The 22,910-nt window shown below is 64.6% G+C and carries 20 protein-coding genes and 1 tRNA gene; 7 read left to right on the top strand and 14 right to left on the bottom strand.

The features are described 5' to 3' along the window. Positions 1–138 precede the first annotated feature (138 nt). Positions 139–606: a (2Fe-2S)-binding protein gene (locus ACUXH0_RS09695; protein WP_012435994.1), complete on the top strand. Its 468-nt coding sequence runs from the start codon at positions 139–141 to the stop codon at positions 604–606. Then, positions 603–2,900, top strand: a complete 2,298-nt coding sequence (locus ACUXH0_RS09690) for a xanthine dehydrogenase family protein molybdopterin-binding subunit (protein WP_012435993.1) — start codon at positions 603–605, stop codon at positions 2,898–2,900. The genes ACUXH0_RS09695 and ACUXH0_RS09690 overlap by 4 nt, the downstream gene beginning before the upstream one ends. A 72-nt stretch (positions 2,901–2,972) precedes the next feature. On the opposite strand, the gene ACUXH0_RS09685 is transcribed toward ACUXH0_RS09690, so the two are convergent. The 12 genes from ACUXH0_RS09685 to lpxO all read right to left on the bottom strand — a co-directional run bounded on the left by ACUXH0_RS09685 (position 2,973) and on the right by lpxO (position 16,799). Further along, positions 2,973–3,563, bottom strand: a complete 591-nt coding sequence (locus ACUXH0_RS09685; RefSeq protein WP_012435992.1) for a peroxidase-related enzyme — start codon at positions 3,561–3,563, stop codon at positions 2,973–2,975. Next, a complete protein-coding gene (locus ACUXH0_RS09680) occupies positions 3,560–5,440 on the bottom strand; it encodes a bile acid-CoA:amino acid N-acyltransferase (RefSeq protein WP_012435991.1) in 1,881 nt (626 codons plus the stop codon). Before ACUXH0_RS09680 ends, ACUXH0_RS09685 begins: the two co-directional genes overlap by 4 nt. A gap of 5 nt (positions 5,441–5,445) precedes the next feature. Next, positions 5,446–7,014, bottom strand: a complete 1,569-nt coding sequence (locus ACUXH0_RS09675; RefSeq protein ID WP_004634329.1) for an ABC transporter substrate-binding protein — start codon at positions 7,012–7,014, stop codon at positions 5,446–5,448. Between the two features lie 50 nt (positions 7,015–7,064). After that, on the bottom strand, positions 7,065–8,066 hold the full coding sequence (locus ACUXH0_RS09670; protein ID WP_004634326.1) for an ABC transporter ATP-binding protein: 1,002 nt from the start codon (positions 8,064–8,066) through the stop codon (positions 7,065–7,067). Further along, complete coding sequence (locus ACUXH0_RS09665; RefSeq protein WP_012435990.1) at positions 8,063–9,067, bottom strand: ABC transporter ATP-binding protein; 1,005 nt, start codon at positions 9,065–9,067, stop codon at positions 8,063–8,065. Before ACUXH0_RS09665 ends, ACUXH0_RS09670 begins: the two co-directional genes overlap by 4 nt. After that, the gene (locus ACUXH0_RS09660; protein ID WP_012435989.1) at positions 9,064–9,993 is read right to left on the bottom strand and encodes an ABC transporter permease; all 930 of its coding nucleotides are present in this window, start codon (positions 9,991–9,993) and stop codon (positions 9,064–9,066) included. The genes ACUXH0_RS09665 and ACUXH0_RS09660 overlap by 4 nt, the downstream gene beginning before the upstream one ends. Further along, positions 9,990–10,973 carry an ABC transporter permease gene (locus tag ACUXH0_RS09655; protein WP_012435988.1) on the bottom strand — a complete coding sequence of 328 codons (984 nt, stop codon included), beginning with the start codon at positions 10,971–10,973 and terminating at the stop codon, positions 9,990–9,992. The genes ACUXH0_RS09660 and ACUXH0_RS09655 overlap by 4 nt, the downstream gene beginning before the upstream one ends. Beyond that, complete coding sequence (locus ACUXH0_RS09650; protein ID WP_182593943.1) at positions 10,970–12,469, bottom strand: flavin-containing monooxygenase; 1,500 nt, start codon at positions 12,467–12,469, stop codon at positions 10,970–10,972. The genes ACUXH0_RS09655 and ACUXH0_RS09650 overlap by 4 nt, the downstream gene beginning before the upstream one ends. Next, positions 12,466–13,440 carry a LysR family transcriptional regulator gene (locus ACUXH0_RS09645; protein ID WP_004634317.1) on the bottom strand — a complete coding sequence of 325 codons (975 nt, stop codon included), beginning with the start codon at positions 13,438–13,440 and terminating at the stop codon, positions 12,466–12,468. Before ACUXH0_RS09645 ends, ACUXH0_RS09650 begins: the two co-directional genes overlap by 4 nt. Positions 13,441–13,602: 162 nt before the next feature. Continuing rightward, positions 13,603–14,754 carry an ABC transporter substrate-binding protein gene (locus ACUXH0_RS09640; protein ID WP_182593942.1) on the bottom strand — a complete coding sequence of 384 codons (1,152 nt, stop codon included), beginning with the start codon at positions 14,752–14,754 and terminating at the stop codon, positions 13,603–13,605. A gap of 213 nt (positions 14,755–14,967) precedes the next feature. Next, positions 14,968–15,585, bottom strand: a complete 618-nt coding sequence (locus tag ACUXH0_RS09635; RefSeq protein WP_012435985.1) for a BPSL1445 family SYLF domain-containing lipoprotein — start codon at positions 15,583–15,585, stop codon at positions 14,968–14,970. 311 nt (positions 15,586–15,896) lie between these two features. After that, positions 15,897–16,799, bottom strand: coding sequence for a lipid A hydroxylase LpxO (gene lpxO / locus ACUXH0_RS09630; protein ID WP_012435984.1), 903 nt, complete (start codon positions 16,797–16,799; stop codon positions 15,897–15,899). 260 nt (positions 16,800–17,059) lie between these two features. Between lpxO and ACUXH0_RS09625 the strand changes: the two genes are divergently transcribed. Next, complete coding sequence (locus tag ACUXH0_RS09625) at positions 17,060–17,620, top strand: hypothetical protein (RefSeq protein WP_182593941.1); 561 nt, start codon at positions 17,060–17,062, stop codon at positions 17,618–17,620. 26 nt (positions 17,621–17,646) lie between these two features. Here the strand turns inward: ACUXH0_RS09625 and ACUXH0_RS09620 are convergent, their stop codons facing one another. Further along, positions 17,647–18,042, bottom strand: a complete 396-nt coding sequence (locus ACUXH0_RS09620; protein ID WP_004634308.1) for a hypothetical protein — start codon at positions 18,040–18,042, stop codon at positions 17,647–17,649. A gap of 104 nt (positions 18,043–18,146) precedes the next feature. On the opposite strand from ACUXH0_RS09620, the gene ACUXH0_RS09615 reads away from it, so the two are divergent. From ACUXH0_RS09615 to ACUXH0_RS09600, 4 genes are all read left to right on the top strand, one after another. Then, complete coding sequence (locus tag ACUXH0_RS09615) at positions 18,147–19,001, top strand: NUDIX hydrolase (RefSeq protein ID WP_182593940.1); 855 nt, start codon at positions 18,147–18,149, stop codon at positions 18,999–19,001. 8 nt (positions 19,002–19,009) lie between these two features. Beyond that, complete coding sequence (purU, locus tag ACUXH0_RS09610) at positions 19,010–19,876, top strand: formyltetrahydrofolate deformylase (protein WP_004634303.1); 867 nt, start codon at positions 19,010–19,012, stop codon at positions 19,874–19,876. Between the two features lie 25 nt (positions 19,877–19,901). After that, a complete protein-coding gene (dnaQ, locus tag ACUXH0_RS09605; protein WP_004634302.1) occupies positions 19,902–20,630 on the top strand; it encodes a DNA polymerase III subunit epsilon in 729 nt (242 codons plus the stop codon). Between the two features lie 71 nt (positions 20,631–20,701). Next, positions 20,702–20,776, top strand: a tRNA-Val gene (locus ACUXH0_RS09600). Between the two features lie 770 nt (positions 20,777–21,546). Here the strand turns inward: ACUXH0_RS09600 and ACUXH0_RS09595 are convergent. Next, positions 21,547–22,899 (bottom strand): MFS transporter, encoded by a 1,353-nt coding sequence (locus ACUXH0_RS09595; protein WP_024972548.1) that lies wholly within the window; start codon positions 22,897–22,899, stop codon positions 21,547–21,549. Positions 22,900–22,910: the final 11 nt, after the last annotated feature.

Genomic DNA, 22,910 nt, shown 5'->3' with positions numbered 1-22,910 from the left:
CCGAGTGCGCAAGTGCTCGGGCCTTTTTGCATTCGCCGATGTTGCCATGTCGAGGTGGACCACTATTGCTGACCTCAGCCGTTTGAACGTACGCTTGGCCAGCAAAAAAGAATCACAACACAAGGAGACCACCGCCCCATGGAACTGGACGTCAACCACAAGCCGGTCAGCGTTGATTGCGACCCGGCCACGCCGCTACTGTGGGTGCTGCGTGATCACCTGAACCTGACCGGTACGAAGTTCGGCTGCGGCGTCGCGGCGTGCGGCGCATGCACCGTACACGTGGACGGCGCGGCCGTGCGGTCGTGCGTGCTGCCGGTGGCGGCTGTGGCCGGCAAGCACATCACCACCATCGAAGGACTTGCCGGCGGCGGGGGCAAACGCCACGCGCTGCAGCAAGCCTGGATTGACGAGCAGGTGCCCCAGTGCGGCTACTGCCAGTCCGGCATGCTCATGGCCGCGGCGGACTTGCTGGCCCAACACCCTGACCCGACGGATGCCGACATCGACGCGGCCATGACCAACATCTGCCGTTGTGGCACATATCCGCGCATGCGCGCCGCTATCAAGCGCGCTGCCAAGGCGTTGCGGGAGGGCCGCGCATGAACGCGAAGACTACAAAACCGCGCAGCGGACGCCGCCGTTTCCTGCTCGGCGCACTCGGCATTGGTGGCGCACTGGTAGTCGGTTGGGGTGTGATGCCGCCGCGCAGCCGCGTGGGCGATCCGGGCATCTTCCCCGAGCACAACGGCGAGATTGCCCTCAACGGCTGGATCAAGATCACGCCCGAAGGCAACGTCGTGCTTGCCATGCCGCGCGTGGAGATGGGCCAGGGCATCCACACTGCGCTGTCGATGCTGGCAGCCGAAGAGCTGGACATTCCGCTCGCGCGCGTGCGCATCGAAAGCGCGCCCGTGGAGCGCATCTACGGCAACGTCGTCGCCATGGGCGACAGCTCGCTGCCGCTGCATCCCGATAGCGCAGACAAGACCTGGGCACGCGCACTGCACTGGATCATGGCCAAGAGCGCGCGCGAGATCGGCCTCATCATTACCGGCGGCAGCAGCAGCACCGCCGATGGCTGGCAGCCCGTGCGCGAGGCCGCCGCCACGGCGCGTGCGGCGCTGGTGGAAGCCGCGGCGCGCGAATGGAATGCGCCAGTTGCGCAAGTCAGCATCCGTGAAGGCCAGTTGATCGGCCCCGGCGGCAAGCAGTCCACGTTTGGCGAGATGGCCAAATCGGCGCGTGGTCTCTCTGCGCCGTCCAACGTGACGCTCAAGCCGGCCTCGCAATTCCAGTTGATCGGCAAACCGGCGCCGCGCAACGATCTCGCCGCGAAGACGGATGGCAGCGCGCGCTTCTCCATCGACACGCGCCTGCCCGGCATGTTGTATGCCGCTGTCGTGATGTGTCCGGCGTTTGGCGGCAAGCTCAAGACGTTCCAGTCGAAAGCGGCGCTTGGCATGCCGGGCGTGCGTTACGTGGTGCCGTTCGAGGGCACGGGCGGTGGTGCGCCGGGCGTGGCCGTGGTGGCAGACCATTACTGGCAGGCCCGGCAGGCGCTGGCAACGCTTGAGCCCGTGTGGGACAACGGCCCGCATGCCAAGCTCGACTCCGCGGGCATTCGGCAGCAGCTTGTCAGCGCCCTCGACAGTGACAAGGGCGGCTTCACGTATCGATCGATGGGCGACGGCCTGAAAGCCTTCGACAAGGCTGATGGCGCCACCCTCGTCGAGGCCGAATACAGCGCGCCGTATCTCGCGCACGCCACGATGGAACCGATTAACTGCACCGCGCAGGTGACGCCGGAAGGCGTGCATCTCTGGGCGCCCACGCAGGTCGCCACGCTGGCGCAGCTTGTGGCGGCGCGTGCGGCAGGTGTCAGCGGCGACAAGGTGCAGATCGATATCCCGCTCATCGGCGGCGGTTTCGGGCGGCGGCTGGAATCGGATTTCATCGGTCAGGCCGTCACCATCGCCACCAAGACCGACGGCAAGCCCGTGCAGGTCATCTGGTCGCGCGAAGAAGACGTCCGCCACGACTTCTATCGCCCGCACGCCATCGCCCGGCTCAAGGCGCGTGTCGAGAACGGCAAGGTCACCGCGATTGCCTCGCGCAGCGCCGGCCAATCGATTCTCGCGGGCGAACTGGACCGTCTGTTCGGTGCGCCGTCAGTGGGCATCGATCGCTACACCGCTGAAGGCCTGTTCGACCTGCCGTACGAAATCGAGCACGAGCACATCGCGCACCTGGCAGTCGATCTGCCGGTTCCCGTAGGCTTCTGGCGCAGCGTGGGGCATTCGTACAACGGGTTCTTCATGGAGGGCTTTCTCAACGAGGTGGCGGCCGCGGCCAAGCTTGACCCGTTGGCGATGCGGCGTGACTTGCTGAAGGACCATCCGCGCGAGCTGAAGGTGCTGGACACGGCAGCGCAGGCCGCCGGCTGGGGGCAGCCGCTGGCACCAGCCGCTGACGGCGCACCGCGTGCGCGCGGCATTGCGCTGCACCCGAGCTTCGGCTCCGTGGTCGCGCAGGTGGTGGAGGTGTCGATGAAAGACGGCAAGCCACGCGTGCATCGCGTTGTGTGCGCAGTCGATTGCGGCACGGTGGTCAACCCGGGCATCGTTGCGCAGCAGATGGAAAGCGCGGTCATCTTTGGCCTGACGGCGGCGCTGTATGGCCGGATCGACATCAAGGACGGCCAGGTCGTGCAGTCGAACTTCCCCGATTACCCGGCGCTCAAGATGGCAGAGACGCCCGTCATCGAAACGCACATCGTACCCAGCACGGCAGAACCCAGCGGCATGGGCGAGGTGGGTGTGCCGCCAATCGGGCCGGCCGTGGCCCATGCCGTGGCGCAGTTGACGGGCAAACCGGTGAGGCAGTTGCCAATGGCGTGACGCCGCTGCGCTGAAATGAAAAAGCCGCAGGTGTGCGCCTGCGGCTTTTTCTTTGGAGCGATGCCGCCTGGCTCAGGCCGCGTCCGGAAACACGGGTTCGCCCAGATTCAGCATCAGTCGATTCGCCCACGCAAAGATGGCCACGGCGTGTATCAGGTCGAGAATCTCCGCGTCGGTCAGGCCAGCGGCCTTGAGGGGCTTCAGGTCTTCGCCGCGCAAGTGCCCTGGGTGCAATGTCAGGTCGATCGAGAACAGGACGATGGCACGTTCACGCGCGTTCGTGCCTGCGATGTGCGGGTCTTCAAGGACCTGCTTGATCACGTCGTTGCGCTTGGCCAATTGCTCAAAGCGCTGTGCATGGACGGATGCGCAATACACGCAGCCGTTGACGCGCGACACCACCGCGCTGGCGAGTTCGCGGTCCGCACGCGACAGGCCGCCCGGCGCATACATGATCGCGTTGAATGCCGCCGACCGCTGACGCAGGATCTCGGGCTGGTGAACGAGAAACCGGTAGTAGTCCGACGTTTTCGCCTTCGGATGGCTTTCTTCCAGCACGGCGATCTGCTCGGGCGTGGCGCGGTCGAGGTCGACCACATCCAGCCACGCTTGCCATTCAAGCGATTCGTTGGTGAAGCCGTGTGCGCGGATGATCTCGGTCATGCTGCGGTCTCCGTGGAAGCGGTGGCGCTGCCGCTGCCGGCGGCTTCGCGGAGGGCGCGCAAGCCGGCGACGAGCCGCGTCTGATACGACAGGAAAGCGATGAGCTGCGCGAGCGTCACGACGTCGGCCGTGGCGAGGCCCGCGGCGGGCAGGCGCAACAGCGCATCGCGGTCGCCCTCGATGGGGCGCTCGACGAGCGTGCGCGTGAAGGTGAGGATGGCGCGCAGGCGTGCGTCGGTCAGCGTGTCGATATCGCCGTGGTCGACGGCTTGCAACGCATCTGCGTCGACCGGCGTGCTCGCGAGGCGCGCGCGGTAGTGTTCGGCCAGTTCGGGCGCCGGGGTGAGGCGGCAGGCATAGAGCGCGACGAGCAGGCGTTCGCCCAACGTCAGGCCGGGCAGGCCTGCGTCGAACAATGCGTTGTAGCTGCCCTGCGTGGCCGTTGCCACCTTTTCGCGGGCATGGCGCAGCGCATGCGTGGGGCTGCCGTCGTCCAGGCCGGCAACCTGGTCGGCCACATCGTGTGCGGGCGTGAAATCCATTGATGAAAGGCTCCGGGAATCGGGTACGGACGCGCCGCGCGCGGCTACCGCGCTGGCGAGGAAGCGAAGCACTGCTGCCCATGACTGGGCGTCGGCGCGGGCGTTGGCGCGCGGCTCGCCGCCCCCGGTGCTGATGCGGCCCGACACCGGGTGCGCATAGACGAGCTGCGTGGTCGGCACGTATGGGAAGACGATGGCGTGACCCGCGCCTTCGTAATCGAAATGTTGGACGGGGTAGGGGTGGCGTACCTCGGCCAATTTGGTCGTCACCATGCGCGAGTAGTCGCTCGAGGGCCACGAGCCGTCATCGGTGGCGGAGAGCAGCAGCACCGGCCCCCGCGCGCGTTCGATGCGGATGCGCGCGCGTGCCACGGCATCGGTATCCTGCAGCGCGGTGCGGATGGCGCGTTCATGCCGATGCGGCGCAGGGCCTTCGTCAAACGGTGCCCAGCTCGCGGTGCGGTTGCCTTCCCACAGATGCGGCAGCGGCTGACCGCGATACAGCCACGTCGGGCCTTCGCGGCCCACAGCAGGGTCGGCGGCGTTCTGCCCGCTGTGCACGACGGCGCCCGGCACGTAACCGATGACCGCAGATACCGCCTCAGGGAATGTCGCGCCCAGCAGCAATGCCAGTTCACCCCCGCGCGACTGGCCGCTCACGGCAACGAAGTCGTGCAGCGGCTCCACGCGTTTGCGCAGCCAGGCAAGCGCGCGCTCGAAATATTCCAGCGGCGTATTCGAGATGTAGTCCGGCAGCCCCGGCGCCTTGAAGTACGCCAGCGCAAAGGCGGCATAACCGTGCGAGGCATACAGCGCCGCGCGCGGCTCGTTGATGCCGCCGCCCGAGCCGTTGAGGATGAGCACGGCCGGGCGCGGGCCCGGGTGCGCATACGGATCGGGCAGGTATAGCGTACCGACCAGACCATCGTCGCGCACATCGTGGCGCGTCACCCCCGGCGCGGCCAGCCGTTGCACGAAGCTCGCGTGGACCGACTCGCCGTTGGCCGTGGCCGTCAGCGTGGTCGTCAACGGCTCTGCGACTGGCTGTGGAAACACCTCGCGTGCCTTGCCGTCTTCCGGGCGCTGGCTCCAGACGATGCCCATCGCGCTGACGCCGGCGTAGTCGCCGGAGACGGGCGCGTCGCGCGTCAGGTCCACGGTGCCTTGCGCATCGGCGACGAACGCGGCGCGGCTGTGCCACAGCACATCATTGCCGCGACGCGTTTGCGCGACGATGCCGACTTGTGTGCCAGGCGCGAGCCCCGTCACGACGATGCCGCGCGATACGTCGATCAGGTCATCCGCCGGCGTCACGCTGAGCGCGAAGGTTCCCATGGCGCTTACTTGCCGTCCTTGGTGACCATCTGGGCCGCGGTGCGATCGCTCGTCATCGGCGTCACCTTCAGGCCTTTTTTGGCGGCCCACACGTTCTGGTAGTGGTACAGCGGCATCACGCCCACGTCATCCGAGACCAGCTTGACGGAGTGGCGAAGAATGGCCGCGCGCTTTTCCACGTTGAATTCCTCGGTGGAGGCGTTCAACGCGTTGTCGACAGCCGCGTTGCTGTAGTGGCCCCAGTTGGATGCGCCCAGACCCTTCTTGGTATCGACGGTGGCCAGCACGTTGACAAGCGCGTAGCTTGCTTCGCCCGTGCCGTTGCCCCACGCCAGCATGCTCATCGCATATTCATTCTTGTTGGCGCGGCCCGAGTAGACCGACCAGGGCACCACTTCCACGCGCGCCTTCACGCCGATGCGCGTCCAGAACTGCGCCACCGCCTGCGCCGTTTCGGGGCCTTGCGGGTAGCGATCATTCGGCACGTGCATCACGAGGTTGAAGCCCTGCGGAAAGCCCGCATCGGCCAGCAGCTTCTTGGCCTGCGCCGGGTCGTAGGCGATATCCTTCACGTCGGGGTTGTAGCCGTACGTGTTCGACGGCATCCACTGGTTGGCGACAGTGGCGGCGCCTTGCAGGATGCGGTCGACAATGGCCTTGCGGTCGATGGCCAGCGACAGCGCACGGCGCACGCGCACATCCAGCAGCGGATTGTTCGGCAGCGGCTTGCCGTCGTTGCCGGTGACGTAATCGTTCGGCCCCTTGCGGAAGCTCGGTTGCAACAGCATCACACGCAAGCCCGGATAGGAAAACACCTTCACGTTGGGCGACTGGCGCAGGCGCGCCAGGTCAGACACCGACACCTTGTCGATGACATCCACCTCGCCTGAGAGCAGGTTGGCCGTGCGCGCGGCAGCATTGTTGATGTAGCGGTAGTTGACCTTCTCCCAGAGCTGTTTGCCGCCCCAGTAGTTGTCGTTGCGCGCCATCACCACGCGATCGCCCGGCACATACGAGACGAACTTGTAGGGGCCGGTGCCCACCACGGCGCGGCCCGCGTTGTAGTCCTCAGTCGACGACTTCTCACCCACATGCTTGCTGACGATGTGCACGGACGCGAGGTTCAGCGGCAAGTCCGGGTTCGGGATGTTCGTCTTGATGATCAGCGTCAGCGGGTCTTTGGCCGTGACGGACTCCACCGTGCGCAGATAGCCCGCGAACGTTGCCACGCTGCCCGGCACGCTGCGCGCGCGCTGGTACGAGAAGATGACGTCATCCGCCGTGAACGGCTGGCCGTCGTGCCATTTCACGTTCGGGCGCAGCTTGAATTCCCACGTCTTCGGGTCCAGCGTCCTCCACGACAGCGCCAGGCCGGGCTGCAGCTGGTTCCACTTGTTCTCGACCAGCAGATCCCAGAAGTGCACGTCGACGGAGCGGTCGCCTGCGTGATTGTTCAACTGCGGGTCGAGCGACGACAGCGGATCGGCAAAGGCAATGTTCAGCGTCTGCGCGCCGGCAGCGCCGGCAGCGGCAAACAGCGCGACGGCAAGCGACGAGGCTAGGAGGCGTTTCACGTGGGTTCCCTTTTTCCTGTTTTTGGAATCGTTGGCTTATTGAATGTCGTTCAGGTCGCGTCGTTCAGGTGGCACGCGCTGATGTGGTTGACCGCAATGCCGCGCAGCGTCGGCGTCTCGGTCTTGCAGCGGGGCATGGCGTGCGGGCAGCGTGGGTGGAAATGGCAGCCCGTGGGCGGATGCAGCGGACTCGGCATCTCGCCCTGAATGGCGGTGAACGTCTTGTGACGGGCCGACAGGCGCGGAATCTCCGCCAGCAAGGTCTGCGTGTAAGGATGGTTCGGGCGGCGGAAGACTTCCTCCGCAGGGGCGGATTCCACCACGCGGCCGAGGTACATGATCACCACCCGGTCGGACAGGTGCTCCACCACGCCCAGGTCGTGGCTGATGAACAGGTAGGTCAGGTTGAGCTGCTCGCGCAGGTCCATGAACAGGTTCAGGATCTGCGCCTGGATCGACACGTCCAACGCTGCCACCGCTTCGTCGCAAACCAGCATCGAGGGCTGCACGGCCAGCGCACGCGCAATGCCGATGCGCTGGCGCTGGCCGCCGCTGAACTGATGCGGGTAGCGGTCGCGCAGGGCGGGGTCCAGGCCGGCGCGTTGCATCTGCGCGGCCACATAATCGGCAAAGTCGGCGCGGTCGGTCAGGCCATGCACGCGCGCCGCTTCGCCAACGATTTCTTCCACGCGCAGGCGGGGGTTGAGGCTGGCGTATGGGTCCTGGAAGATCATCTGGATCTTCAGGCGGGCCGCGCGGGCTTCGTCTGCCGTGAGCATGTCGATAGCCTTGCCGTCCACGCGAACCTCGCCGGCCGAGGGCGGCATCAGGCCCGCAGCAATGCGGCCGAGCGTGGATTTGCCGCAGCCCGATTCACCGACGAGGCCGACGACTTCACCGGGCTGGATCGCGAGGTCGACACCATCGACAGCACGAACGATTGCAGGCGGATGCGCCAGGCCGAAGCGCTGCAGAACGCGATCAGCGGCGCCGACTTTGCGATCGCCAAAGCGTTTGCTGACCTGCTTGAGTTCGACGAGCGGCGTGCTCATGCGACCTCCCGCGAGGACGCGCGCTGCGCGCCGGGATGGAAGCAGCGGACGAGGCGCCCCGGCAGCGGTTGCGTGATTTCCGGCGCGACGCCGCAGACATCGGAGGCGCGCGGGCAGCGTGCTGCAAACGCGCAGCCTGCCGGTAGCGACAGCAGGTTCGGTGTCATCCCGGGAATCTGGCGCAGGCGCTGACCGCGCCGGTTCTCGCTGGGCAGGCTGTCGATCAGGCCCATGGTGTAGGGGTGCAGCGGGGCATCGAGCACGGCATCAACCGGACCGTGTTCGACGATGCGCCCGGCGTACATCACGGCCACCTCGTCGGCCAGCCCGGCCACGACAGACAGGTCATGCGTGATCCAGATCAGCGCCGTGCCGTGCATGTGCGCGAGCTTTTGCACTTCGGACAGGATCTGCGCCTGGATGGTCACGTCCAGCGCCGTGGTCGGTTCGTCGGCAATGATCAGGTCGGGCCGATGCAGCATCGCAATGGCAATCGCCACGCGTTGGCGCATACCGCCGGAAAGCTGATGCGGATACGCCCGCAGCCGCTCTTCGGGACTCGGAATGCCCATCAGGCCGAGCGTGTCGCGTGCATGGTCCCACGCCTGCTTGTGGCTCATGCTGCTGTGCGCGCGCACGGCCTCGATCATCTGGGCATCGATGCGCAGCACGGGGTTGAGCGTCATCATCGGGTCCTGGAAGACCATGGCGATGCGATTGCCCTGCAGCTTGCGCAGTTCGCGCGGGGCGAGCTTGGTGAGGTCGCGGCCCTGGTAGAGGATCTCGCCGCCGACCACGCGGCCGGGCGGGTCCACCAGACCCATGATGGAGAAACCGGTGACGGACTTGCCTGAGCCGGACTCGCCGACCAGCCCGAGGATGCGCCCGCGCGCGAGCGAGAACGACACATCGTCCACCGCCGGCAGCACGCCTTCACGCGTGAAGAAATGCGTGCGCAGGTTGCGGACTTCGAGTGTGGTCGCGTTGGTGGACGCCGTCATCGTTGCGCCCTCGGGTTCAGCACTTCGCGCAGGCGGTCGCCCACCAGGTTGATGGCCACCAGCGCCAGCAACAGCGCGATGCCCGGATAGAAACTGATCCAGTACTGGCCAGACAGCATGTATTGGTATCCGTTGGAAATCAGCAGGCCCAGAGACGGCTCGGTAATCGGCACGCCCAGGCCCAGGAACGACAGCGTGGCTTCCAGCGTGATCGCGCGCGCCACCTGCAGCGTGCCCACGACGATCAGCGGCGGCAGGCAGTTCGGCAGGATGTGCTTGAGCGCGATGCGCCAGCCGGGCAGGGCGAGCGAGCGGGCGGCTTCCACGTATTCGCGGCGACGCTCGACCAGCGCTTGCCCGCGCACCGTCCGCGCGTAATACGCCCACTCCAGCACCACCAGCGTCAGCACGACATTGGTGATGCTCTTGCCCAGATAGGCGAGGATCATCATGGCCACCAGCACCGACGGGAACGACAGCAGCAGATCGACCGTGCGCATGATGATGCTGTCGACGCGGCCACCGGCATACGCCGCAATGAGGCCGAGCAGCGTGCCGATCACCGCCGCCACGGCTGCCGAACCGATCCCCACGCCCAGGCTGATGCGCAAGCCATAGAGGATGCCGGAGTACAGGTCACGCCCCTGGCCATCGGTGCCGAGCCAGTACGTGAACGTCCCCAAGCCATTCGGCGAACCTGGCGGCAGACGCGAGTCGAGCACGTCGAGCTGCATCAGGTCGTATGGGTTCTGCGGCGTGATCCACGGTGCGGCCAGCGCGGCCAGCATCAGGATCACGACCACGGCGAGCCCAAAGACGGCGGTCTGGGATGCCAGAAAATCGGACACCACGCGGCGCCACGGCGATTGCTTGCGCGGGGCGGCAACCGCGGCTGCGGTGGTGGGTTGCGGAGTTGTATTCATCATGCAGCCTCCGCGCTGTCCGCCGCACGCACGCGCGGGTCCAGCAGCCGATACAGGATGTCGACGATCAGGTTGAGCGACACGAACAGGCACACCACAACGATGAGGTACGACACGATGACCGGCCGGTCCAGCGAGTTGATGCTATCGAGAATGAGCTTGCCCGCGCCGGGCCACGCAAAGATGCTTTCCGTCACCACCGCAAAGGCGATGGTCGAGCCCAGCTCCAGGCCCAGCACCGTCACCAGCGGGATCAGCGTGTTGCGCAGCACGTGCGCCAGCACCACGCGCAGCGGCGACAGGCCCTTGGCACGCGCGAACTTCACGAAATCCAGCGGCACCACCTCGCGCACGCCGGCAGAAGTCAGCCGCAGCACCAGCGAGAGCTTGAACAGCGACAGGTTGACCGCCGGCAGCACGAGGTGCCGCAGCCCATCGACCGTCAGCCACGACCATTCGACGCCGAACAGGCGTGCGGTTTCGCCGCGCCCGCTGGCGGGCAGCCAGCCGAGGCTCACGCTGAACGCCATGATCAGCATCAGGCCCACCCAGAACGTCGGCAATGAGAATCCCACCACGCTGCCCGTCATGAGCAGGCGCGATACCGGATGGCGCGGATACAGCCCCGCGAACAGCCCAAGCGGCACGCCGATCACCACCGCGATGATCAGCGCCGAAAACGCCAGCTCCAGCGTGGCCGGCAGGCGTTGCAGGATCAGCTGGATGGCCGGTTCGTTGTAGACGAAGCTCTTGCCGAGATTGCCATGCAGCGCGCCGTTCAGGAAGGCGAGGTACTGCTCCCACAGCGGTTTGTCGAGGCCCAGTTCGGCAATGATGCGCGCGCGGTCGATCTGGTCGACGTCCTGGCCGATCAGGATGTCGACCGGGTTGCCGATGGCGTGCAGGCCGATGAAGACGATTACCGTCATCACCAGCACGACCAGCAGCGCCTGGCCGATGCGGCGGATGAGCCAACCTGTCATCGGGCAGCCTCCTGGCTGGAAGTGGCATTCGCTTCCACGCCGGGCGGTGGGGCTGGGGTCCATTCATCGCCAAAGATTTCCGGCTCGGCGTAGGCATGGATGGCGGCGTAGTGCGCGTCGATGTCTTCCTGGTACAGCAACCCGGCGATGCCCTGCGCCAGCCGCTTCGCACCTTCGCTGATGGCCGGGATGTCGCCCGAGACGCTGCCGTGCGTGACGGACGCGGGATAGCAGAAGCAATGCACGCGCGACAGGCCAGGCAGCGTGCCGGGCGTTTTCTCGCGAAATTCGAACGCGTGCCCGAGGTCGGGTGAATCGGCGAGTTCCGCGTCTTCCTCGTCGGGGCGCGGCGTGTAGCGGTCGCGCCATTGGCGGATATGCGGTGCCAGAGCGCTGAATTCGGGGCGTGCGGCCCAATCGGTGCGAAAGCCCGTCGAGAAGATCAGGAAGTCCAACTGGAATGCGCCCTTGGTCGTGGCCACGTGCAGCACGCCGTCGTGCTCGTCCACGCCCAGGATGCCGCAGCCGAAATTGAAGCGCGCATTCGGATGCCGCGACACACGCAGCGTGCTGCCGCGCGGCGGGGGAACCTGCTCGACATTGATGTAATGACGGATGCGCCATTTCCAGGCGTCGGGCAGATATAGGTGGCCATGCACCAGCCCTGGGCTGCCTGCACCCTTGCCCTTGTTCACGCGCGGCAGGTCGGGGCGTCGGATCAGCATGTCGACGCTGGCGGCACCGGCTTCCAGTGCCGTTGCTGCCGAATCCATGGCGGATGCTCCGGCGCCGATCACGCCCACGCGCTTGCCGGCCAGCGTGCCGTAATCCATCTCGTCAGACGAATGCGCCCACCAGCGGCGCGGCAGCCGGCGCGCAAAGTCCGGCACGGATGCGCCGCCAAGCCCGTCACGGCCGGTGGCCAGCACCACGCGGCGCGCAAACACGCGCTGCGTCGGTTGGTCAGGCGCGTCGATCAGCAATTCAACGGCTCCATCCACGCGCGGGTGGATGGCCTTTACGTGGTGTTCGTTGCGAACGTCGAGCTGCAGCACGCGGCGGTACCAGCGCAGGTAGTCCATCCATTGCAAGCGTGGGATCTTGTCGAGCACCTCCCACGCATCGGTGCCGAACTGCGCTTCAAACCATGCGCGAAACGTCAACGCCGGCAGCCCGAGCGCAGGGCCGGTCAACTGCTTTGGCGAGCGCAACGTTTCCATGCGCGCCGTCGTCGCCCATGGGCCTTCGAAGCCGGCGGGCGAGCGGTCGAACACCATCACGCCGATACCGAGATGCTTGAGCGATGCCGCGGCCGCCAGGCCTGCCATGCCGCCACCGATGACGGCCACATCCAGCACGGATCGGCCCTCCAACGTGTGCGGCAGCGTCCAGTGCTTCGCGGGCAGCTCCAACCACGACAGGTCCTGGTGCAAACGGGCTTCGAGCGCTGCGAGCCCGGTCACTTGCAGCGCGTTGTCTTGCTGTGCAGCGGTCATGCGGACGCGCCTTCGGTTTCGTTGATGGATTCGCCATACAGCACCTGCAGCATGCTGGCATGGCGTGCCGGAGCGTGCAGCTTGCAGTCCGGCAGCAGGCGCTGTGCCGCGCGCGCGAGGGCGTCGGTCAATGAGGTCACCGCCGCCGACGGCCGCTTGGCCTCGGGGGTGATCACGCCAAAGAAGAAGGGAATGTCGGCGTCGATCGGGCGCACGGTCACGCCGTCGATCGGCACGCCGTAGGCCGTCACCGGCTCCAGCAACGCGACGCCCAGGCCCGCTCGCACGGCGGTCAGTGCATTGAGCGATGCGTTGGTCTCGATGAGGGAGGTTGGCTCCACGCCGGCCCTCGCCAGCGCCTGGTCCAGACGGCGGCGCAATCGATATGGGTTGTGCATCGTGATGATGGGCTGTCCCGCGCAATCGCCCAATACCACGCGCTTGCCGGCCGCCAGCGGGTCGTGTGTCTGCACAGCAGCCACGCACGCGGCTTCGCCGATCCAATGCACGGTTACGCCGCGATGCTCCAGCGGCAGGCTGCTGAGGCCAAGGTCGGCAGCGCCGGTCAGCACGGCGTGCACAACCTGTTCCGGCGAGGCGCTGCGAATCTGGATGTGTTGCGCGAGTTCCGGCTCATCGGCCAACGCAGCGGGCAGCAAGCCGGCCGCCAATGCGGACGTCGCTGCCAGGCGCAGCGGGCGTGCCTCGCCGCGCGCGATTTCTTCGGCACGGGTTCGGATCTGACGTAAGCTGATCAGCGTGTGCTCGACGTCTTCGTACAGCAGGAAACCCTGCTCCGTTGGCGAGACGCGCGGCCCCGCGCGTGTGAACAGGGCGTAGCCGATTTCGGCTTCGAGATCCTGGATGAGCCGGCTGATGGCGGGCTGCGAGCGTCCCAGCAGCTTGCCCGCCGCAGTGACACTGCCGGTCGACATGACCGCGGCAAAGGCTTCGAGTTGTCGGAGTTCCATCCGCCTGTTTGATCCCAGTCATGCATGTGGTTTGTGCATTCTGGTAGAGGCACTATGCGAATTCCAAATAGTATTTTCTTATGTACTCATGCGTTTTGCGCTGGCAACCGCTATGTCCTGCGGTGCAACCATTGCCGAGGCAGGGTACACCGCCGCGCGGATCTATTTGACGAAGGTGCCGTTTGGCCCGATCACCGTCAGCTCGACATAGTCCGATCCCTTGCGAACGTTCGGGCCGTAGCGGACTTCCAGCCCGCCAAGGTCGATGATGCCGGCTGATTCCAGCCCCGAGACAAAGCTGGCCCGCGTGGGTGACTTGCCCGCGCGCTTGAGCCCTTCGACCAGCACGCGCGCAGCTGCGTAGCCTTCCATCACGGCGTACGACGGCGTCACCCCGGCAGACTTCGCGCTGGACGCCAGCTCCCGTCCCAGCAACGAAGTCGAACGCACCGGCGACGGCATCACCTGCGAGATCACGACACCGCGCCCCAGCGCCCCGAGCGATTTCGCAAACGCCAGGCCGGCGTTGTTGGACAGCGCGGCAATCTGCGTCACCGTGCCTTGCTTGTTGAGCGCCTCGATCATGGCGCGCGCGGTCGTGGCTGGGCAGGCCAGGATGACCGCTTGCGGGGCGAACTTGCCCACGTCTGCCGTGGCCTTGGCGATATCCGGTTTCAGGCGGTCGACAGTGAAGATGCTGTGCGCGTCGGGCGGCAGCTTTTTCGTGGCGTTGCTGAAGCCGATCTCGGTGTCCTTGCCGAAGGTGTCATTCACGTTGACGAGCGCCAGGCGGCGCAAGCCGAGCGTGTCGAAGTAATGCACCAGCTCGGCAATCTCGGCCTGGTATTTCGCGCGCACCACGAACAGCAGCGGGTCGGGCTGATCGAAGAAGGTTGAAGCACCGGTGGACGGCGCCACCACCGGCGCGCCAAGCGGACGAGCCTCGGTCATGATCGCTTCGGTGTTTGGCGTGCCGCGCGGCAGGAAGAGGGCGAAGACCTGTTTGTCGACCAGCAGCGAATGTGCGTGTTTTTTGGAGGCGGCCGCATCAAAGCCGTCGTCTTCCGAGATCAGTTCGATCTTGCGTCCATTCACGCCGCCAGCGCGGTTCACCGCATCGAGGTAGAGCCTGGCTCCTTGCGTCATCTCCTGGACTTGCTCGCCGGCGGGCCCGGTGAAGCCCGCGGTCTGTCCGATGACGATCTTGCCATCGGTGATGCCTGGCTCGGCCATCGCCGGACCCGACGCCAGCAACAGCCCCGACAGCCATGCGCACGCGATGGCGCGCTGCAAGGCGGCATTGCAACCTGTCATGTCTCCCCCCTTTTTTCTGGGTGATTGTTTTTTGTGTGCCGAGACGGCGAAACCCATCGCAACATCGGCGGGACGATGCTAGCGGAGAAGCCCCGCGGCGCCGCCTCCGGATTTCCCTAGGGCTGCAGCATTGCCGCAACGCTGCGCGCGGGTTCCGTGCAAAAAAAACCGCCGTACGAGACGGCGGCATTGGCGCGTTGCGCGAAGTGCAGATCAGTTGTTCTGCTTCGTGATCTTCGTGCCTTCGATCGACGCGCCGGCCATCAGACCTGCGTTGGTCAGGTTGAAGCCGATGATCGGTTGCTGCGCGGTGTTGGTATCGACCGCGCCGTTCACGCCGATCTTTGCCAGGGCCACGGTGGCATCCACGCCGGCTGTCCAGCCTTGGCTGTTCTGGAATTTCTGCAGCGCTTCGTCCGTCATGAACAGGATAATGAGCGCACGCGACTGCGCGCCAGCCTGGAAGCCTACCGACGCCGAGGCGATGTTGTAGTAGCCCAGCGGACGGCCACCGCCGGTACGCAGCACGCCTTCACCGTATTGGCCTCCCACCACAAAGCCGGCGTTCAGCACCGACGGGAACACCAGCACGCCCTTGGCGCGTCCCACCAGCTCACGCGAGCCGCTGGCCGTGGTGTACAGGCGCGAGAGCACGGAATCTGCCTGCGAGTTGGTGGTGGCGTGCTTGTTGGTGGACGACATCACATCTGAGCCCTGTGCATTGGGGCTGGTCGTGGTACAGGCCGCGATCTGGGTACCGAGCAGTGCGACAGCAGCAAGCGCGGCGGCGCGGGTGACGATGGTCTGGCGGCTAATGAGGTTCTTTTTCATGGCGATCGATCTCACTGTCTTTGTTGTTGACGAGGGACACAGGCACACGCGTCCCCGCTCTGACTCGGTCCCGTGCAATGAGCATGGGTGTCAGCCAAGGAAAAGCAAGCGGCGTGCCCGCCATATCGCATAAGCGCCGGAGCGCTCAATTCCTGACATTAGGCGAGATTTGTGCCCCATGTGGCGCTTTTGCTTCACTGCTTTGTAAAAACGCAAGCCGACTGCAATGCGAGTAGCTTTTTCATGCGCAACAAAAAACCGGCGCTTCAGGCCGGTTCTTTGTGTAGAGCAGGAGAGGGGAGGGTTGGAGGTCAGATCCAGATGATCAACGCTGCCACGCCAATGATCAGGCCGAACTTCACCACGTAGTAGACCTTGCGGTTCCACGCCTTGAAGCGGCGGCGGTACTGGCCCATCACCCACACATAGCGGAACAGCTTGTTGATGCCGCCGGTCTGGTCACCCTCATCGTTGGGCGAGCTGGCAGCAGTCATGACCTTGCGGCCGAGCCATTTGTTGATGCGCTGCGCCCAGCCGAATTTCATCGGGCGTTCGATATCGCAGAAAAGAATCAGACGATCCTTGTCGGAGGCGTTTTCGGCCCAGTGCAGATAGGTCTCGTCAAAGACCACGCCCTGGCCGTCACGCCAGCTGTGGCGCTGGCCGTCGACTTCGATGAAGCATCGGTCGTCGTTGGGCGTGGACAGGCCCAGGTGATAGCGCAGCGAGCCGGCAAACGGATCACGGTGCGGATTCAGCTTGCCGCCCGGCGGCAGTTCGGCAAACATCGCCGCCTTCACGCTGGGCAGATCGCGCAGCAGCGCGACGGTCTGCGGGCAAAGCTGTTCGGCTGAGGGGTGATGCGCCTCGTACCATTTCAGGTAGAAGCGCTTCCAGCCATTCTTGAAGAACGAGTTGAAGCCGGCGTCGTCGTTCTTCTCGGCGGCCTTGATCTTGCGCAGGTTGATGAGCGCAAGGCCTTCGTCGCGAATCTGTGGCCACGCGGCTTGCAGTTTTTCCAGATCCGGAAAGCGCTCGACCGGCACATACGGCGTCTGCGGCACGCCCGAAAAGGCGTACATGAAGCAGTTGACCGGCGCGACCACGGCCGAGTGGTCGAACATCTGGCGCCAGAATTTCAGGCGCACCTTGCCGCGAAAGTGCACGTACAGAATGGAGCCCAGATACAGGGCCACGATAATCCACTTGATCAAGGCGATTTCCTTGCCGCACAGGGCGGTCAGCAATTGAGTGCATGCGTTGTCAGCGCAATCGAGCATTTTACCCGTGGCGGAGCCGCGCCGCGTGGACAGCCGCCAACAGTGCACCGTGGTTTGTGATGCCACGTTATCGTTTGCGCTGTCTTTGCGATAAGGAACGTCTGTGTCGATTTGTCGCGAAATGTGCGTCGCGTTCTACAATTCTGTTCTCGTCCGCCAAGTACGCTGGTCACGGACGATCACCGGAGGGAGCGATGGACGTCAAAAAACGCGACGAAGAATCCAGCGATATGCCGACCACCATTGGCATCGTGCCGGGCAATGCGCAATCGCTGGAAGCGTCCATGCGCCGTGCGCAGGAAGCGCTGTCTGCGGTCTCGGCGCGGCTGGCAAACCGGCCACCGATGCCACGGCCAGACCCTGCCACCGAGCGCTTCGTCGAAACGGACGACACCATGTCACTGGCGGAAGCGCGCGCCTTGGCCGAGCGTTGCATCGCCGGCGAGGCCGCGGAGCCGGCAAGCCTGGCGCGCGCGTTTTCCGCGTTGTTGGGACGGATCGATGGGCTGGAAGCCGACCATGCCGGCCGGCGCCGCGTGCTGCGGCAGTGGATGGTGAGCCAACTCACCTACAAGATGCTGTATCTGCACCACACCGGTCAGGATTCGACCGTGCCGCCGCGCGCGATGCGCGCGCAGAAGGAGCGGGTGAAGGCGCAGATTTCGGCCTTGCTCGATGCCGGGCGTTCCTACGCCGATGTGCGCCTGACCGACCTGCGCTTTGTCGAGGATGGCGGTGCCGCCGGTCAGGGCTGAATGATTAGGCGATCAAGCGATTAGGCTCAATCGTCCTCGTCGTCGTCTGGTTCGGAGTCGAGAAACTCGCGGCGGGTGAGCCAGTCGGCGATGGCCTGATCGCAGGCGTTTTTCAGCTTGGTCTTGTTATCCACCTTGTCGAACAGCGTGAAGTTCATCAGGGCCAAGCCCAGATCCGTGATGTAAAACATCCGCTTCGGGTTGTCGAAGTGGACAATGCGGCCGTCGATGTCGCCTTCGTCTTCGGGCTCGGCAGGCGCGTCTTCGAGTTCGACCACGCGGCAGGTGAAGCGCGGCACGCGGGTGTGCGTCAGATATTCGAATTCATCGTGCGACACTTCGCCGGACGGTGTGACGGCAATGGCGAAGCCCCAGATAAAGCGTGGGGTCGGCAGATCCGACAACTCGTCGATTTCATCCATCCTTGTTTCTCCAGTCTGATGACGGCTTGTATTGACGATGCATTATCGCGCGACCCGTGCTGCACGGAAAGCACAATGCACGCCCGGCATGGTGGGGCGCCAACATGACCGACCCGCGCATGCAGCGCATACGGGATGGCCTGGCCGCCCGGCTAGCGTTCGATGCTGAGGCGCTCGTTCCATGGATGGTTGCCGGACAACGCGTCGGCTGGCTGAGCCGTGAGCGCGCGTCGCTGCTTGCGCGCTGGCCGCACTGGTTCGACGTGTCGACGCTGCGGGTCGATCTGCGGAATACGCTTGCCAGCGACGCCGAGCGCACCGGGGCGCTGGCCGAAGTCATTGCGCGCCTGGCTGAAGACGGCCACGTGCGCGGCTGGCGCGACGAGCGTTTCGCCGTCAACACCGGCTGGGGCACGCCCACGCTGGCGCTGATCGAACGTGCCGCTGCGCGCTTCTTCGGCATCCGCACCTATGCTGTCCACATGAACGGCCTGATCGACGGCGCAGATCGCGGCGCGCCGGCGCTCTGGCTGGCCCGCCGCGCCGAAACCAAGCCGATCGACCCCGGCATGTGGGACAACCTCGTCGCCGGCGGCATCGGCCATGGCTTCGACGCACGCGGCGCGCTGGAGAAGGAATGCTGGGAAGAGGCGGGCATCGGCGCCGACCTGGCAGCCCAACTGGTGCCATGCGGCACGCTGGATGTGCTGCGGGAAGTGCCCGAAGGCATCCAGTGCGAAACGCTGTTCGCCTTCGACCTGACGCTGCCGGACAGCTTCATCCCCGTCAATCAGGACGGGGAGGTCGCCGGTCACCTGCGCGCCAGTCCCGACACTGCGCTTGATATCATGGCGGACTTCGCGATGACGGTCGACGCCACGCTCGTTACACTCGACGCCCTTGCGCGCCTGAGTTCGGCCCTTGCGCCACAGGGGTTTGCGCCCGGCAACACTATATAAAACGCTTCATGAGTCACTCCGGTTTCATTCTTACCCTGTCGTGCCCGGACCAGCCTGGCATCGTCCACGCGGTGTCGGGCCTGCTGTTTGAGCAAGGCTGCAACATTCTCGATTCGGACCAGTTCGGCGACGAATTCACCGGCCGTTTCTTCATGCGCGTGCATTTTGTGCCGCAGGGGCAACCGCTTGATCTCGCTACGCTGCGCGACTGCTTTGCGCCCATCGGCGAACGTTTCTCCATGCAGTGGGGCATGTTCGACGCCGCAGCCAAGCCGCGCGTGATGATTCTCGTCTCGAAGATCGGCCACTGCCTGAACGACCTGCTGTTCCGTGCCCGCGCCGGCCAACTTCCGATCGAGATTGCGGCCATCGTCTCGAACCACCGCGATTTCTACCAACTGGCTGCGTCGTACGACGTGCCGTTCATGCACCTGCCCTTGCTGCAGGCGACGGACGCGCAGAAGGCCCAGCAGGAAGCCCGCATCTGGGAAATCGCGCAGGAGCAGCAGATCGACCTGGTGGTGCTCGCGCGCTATATGCAGATTCTTTCCGACAATCTGTGCCGCAAGCTCGAAGGCCGCGCCATCAACATCCACCACTCGTTCCTGCCGAGCTTTAAGGGCGCCAAGCCGTATTACCAGGCGCACGAGCGCGGTGTGAAGCTGATCGGCGCAACGGCCCATTACGTGACGGCCGACCTGGACGAAGGCCCGATCATCGAACAGGAAATCGAGCGCGTGGACCACAGCATGGACCCGGAGCAGCTCACCGCCGTCGGCCGCGACGTGGAGTGCGTGGCGCTGGCCCGCGCCGTGAAGTGGCATGCGGAACACCGCATCCTGCTCAACGGCCACAAGACCGTCGTCTTCAAGTAATCCAGTCAGAGTAGGGGAGCGCCCGATGCGACAGATCATTCTCGATACCGAAACCACCGGCCTGAATGCCGCCACCGGCGACCGCGTGATCGAAATCGGTTGCGTGGAGATGGTCAACCGCCGCCTGACCGGCCGGAACCTGCACTTCTACATCAACCCGGAGCGTGAGATCGACGCGGGCGCGATGGCCGTGCACGGCATCACCAACGAGTTCGTGGCTGACAAGCCGAAGTTCGCCGAGATCGTCAACGAGATCCGCGACTACGTGCAGGGCGCCGAAGCGATCATCCACAACGCCGCGTTCGACTTGGGCTTCCTGGACATGGAATTCCAGCGCCTGGGCCTGCCAGCCTTCCGTGAGCACCTCTCGGGCCACATCGACACGCTGCGCGAGGCGCGCCAGATGTTCCCTGGCAAGCGCAACTCGCTGGATGCGCTGTGCGACCGTCTGGGCGTGAGCAACGCGCACCGTACGCTGCACGGCGCACTGCTGGATGCGGAACTGCTGGCCGAGGTCTACCTCGCCATGACGCGCGGCCAGAACACGCTGGTGATCGACATGCTGGAGTCGGGCGAGGGCGCGTCGGCCGAAGCCGTTGCCGTCGACCTGAGCGCGTTGCAACTGCCGGTGCTGCTGGCGACCGAAGCGGAGGCCGAAGCGCACGCCGGCGTGCTCAAGGAGATCGACAAGGCCAGCGGCGGCAAGACCGTTTGGACGCGTGAACCCGTGGAATCTGCGCAGCCGGCTGCCTGATCAAAAAAATGTGCGGTCAGGGTATTTACACGGCTGCACCTTTTCGCCATAATCTCGTTTTCACCGCATTCGGGTGGTTAGCTCAGCGGTAGAGCACTGCCTTCACACGGCAGGGGTCACAGGTTCAATCCCTGTACCACCCACCAAACTGGCGAGAAATCGCTTAAAAGGCCCTCAGGCAAATGCCGAGGGCCTTTTTCTTTTTGCGGAATTCCTCGAACTTCGTCATTTCCTCGAACTTCGCCATTTGGCGGAGAACAGGCGGAGTCGAAACTCAACCCAGACGTCACGAGAACCAAAAATCGTCTGCAGCAGGAATGGCCGAAATCTGGAAGCACGGTCGCTACTGACGGGGCGAGATCCGTCCAGCGGGTTACCCAAACCAAAGTCGAACCTTTGACACCAAAGCCGATGCCGATGCCGAAGCTTGGGCGCGGTAAGTTGAGTCCGAAATGGACCGGGGTGGCCGAGGGGTTCTTCGTGGGAGGGGACTGGCGCAATGAGCACGTCCGCCCGCTCGACGTCTTCGTCATCGAAACCGCAATGCGCCGTGGCAAGCTGCTTTCCCTGCGGTGGCCCGATGTTCATCTTGCCGACGGAATTGTCCAGTTGCACGACACCAAAAACGGAGAGGGGCGAGATGCTCCTCTCTCTAAGCGAACTGGAGCGAGGCCGAACGCAACGCCTTCGTCGATTCGCTCCTCCGTTACAACGATAAGGCCTCTCCTCGCAAGAAGGGCGCTGTGCTCGATGTCCTCCTTATTTGGAGGCTGCGCTCCGACCTGAACGCTGCGCTGAAAGTCTTCGCGCTGAGTGGTCGGAGCATTGCTCTATATCGAGATCGCCATTTGGCTGGCGATGCGAAGAAAAACCCGCTGACAGCCATGCCGCATGCTGAATGCGGCCGAGACTACTGCTAGCTATCACCGAGCCGACCGGTGGTCTCTGGCACGATGAGTGCGCCGGCCAGATACAGCAATGTCACTGCGCCGATGGTGACGCCAAGAACATGCGGAAGATCTGCTGGTGTGCGCGCGATCAGCGATGCCAGTGTCGGCATCATGCCGCCGATTGCGAAACCGATATTCCACGAGAGTCCTGTTCCAGAGGCACGAATGCTTGTGGGAAATCGCTCGTTCAGGAAGATTAGAATCGGAGCAAATCCCGCGCATCCCAGCATGCTGAGCGAGGCGGTATAAACGAACCTCGCCGTCATGGTCGAGGCGGCGGGTAACCATTGGTAGAGCAGAGGCATCAGTACCAGTGCGGTCGCTCCAATCAGCAGGAACGAGCGCTTGCGCCCTACCAGCGAGCTGAGGTGGCCGGCCGCTACCGAGGCAACGATCACGGCCAGACTGCTGACCATTAGCAATGCGGCGGACTCTCCGGCCGGGACTTTCATCACTACCTTCAGGAATGTCGGTAGATAGCCGGACGTCAAATAGTAAGCACTGCCGCCGCCTATGGTCAGCAGTATGTTGACCAGCAGGATTCCGCGATACTCCCGTGAGAAGAGCGTCCGTATCGGATGTGCCTCTAGTTTCGCGTGTGTCTTGGTGGCCTGGAGTTGTTTCCACAGTGGAGACTCTTCCAGCGAGTTGAAAATGACTAGCCCGAGCACAGAGCTGACGATGCCGGCAAAGAACATGCAGCGCCACCCCCAGGTCTCAAAAGCGTCGCCAGGAAACAGCATTGTGACAGTCAAATACGTGATTGATGCCAGCAGTGCGCCGATGCCTGCACCGCCACCGCCCACCAGCCCCGACACTGCGCCGCGCCACGAAGGCGGGACAGACTCCGTGCCAATGGTGTGCGTCGACGCCACCACGCCGCCGACGAAGATCCCCTGTACCAGCCGTAGCAAGATAAACAGTGCCGGAGCAAAAAGGCCGACCTGGCCGACCGTCGGCAGTAGCCCAAAGGCAGCCGTCGACATGCCGACGCCGGTTACGGCCACCACCATCGCGCCCTTGCGCCCTCGCTGGTCCGCATAGGAACCGAAGATTGCCGACCCTAGCGGTCGCATCAGTAACGTTACCGCAAACGATGCATACACCGCTGCCAGCGACAGCATGGCATGCTCGGACGGGAAGAAAAGTTTTCCAATCACCGGCGCTACGAACAGCAGGATGAACAAGTCGAACAGATCGAGTGCCCATCCCATGCATGAAGCCGTGACTGCCCCCAGCACCTGCCGGTTGCTCATAGCCGGTGGTGCGATGCTCCCCACGCCATCGGGCGGCGCTTTATCGTTAGCTAGCATTTCCATTGTCGTCTCCT

The organism is Ralstonia sp. 110700041-2 (assembly GCF_056280165.1).
The sequence above is the reverse complement of the archived record's forward strand: the minus strand, read 5'-3'. Positions and strand labels throughout refer to the sequence as shown.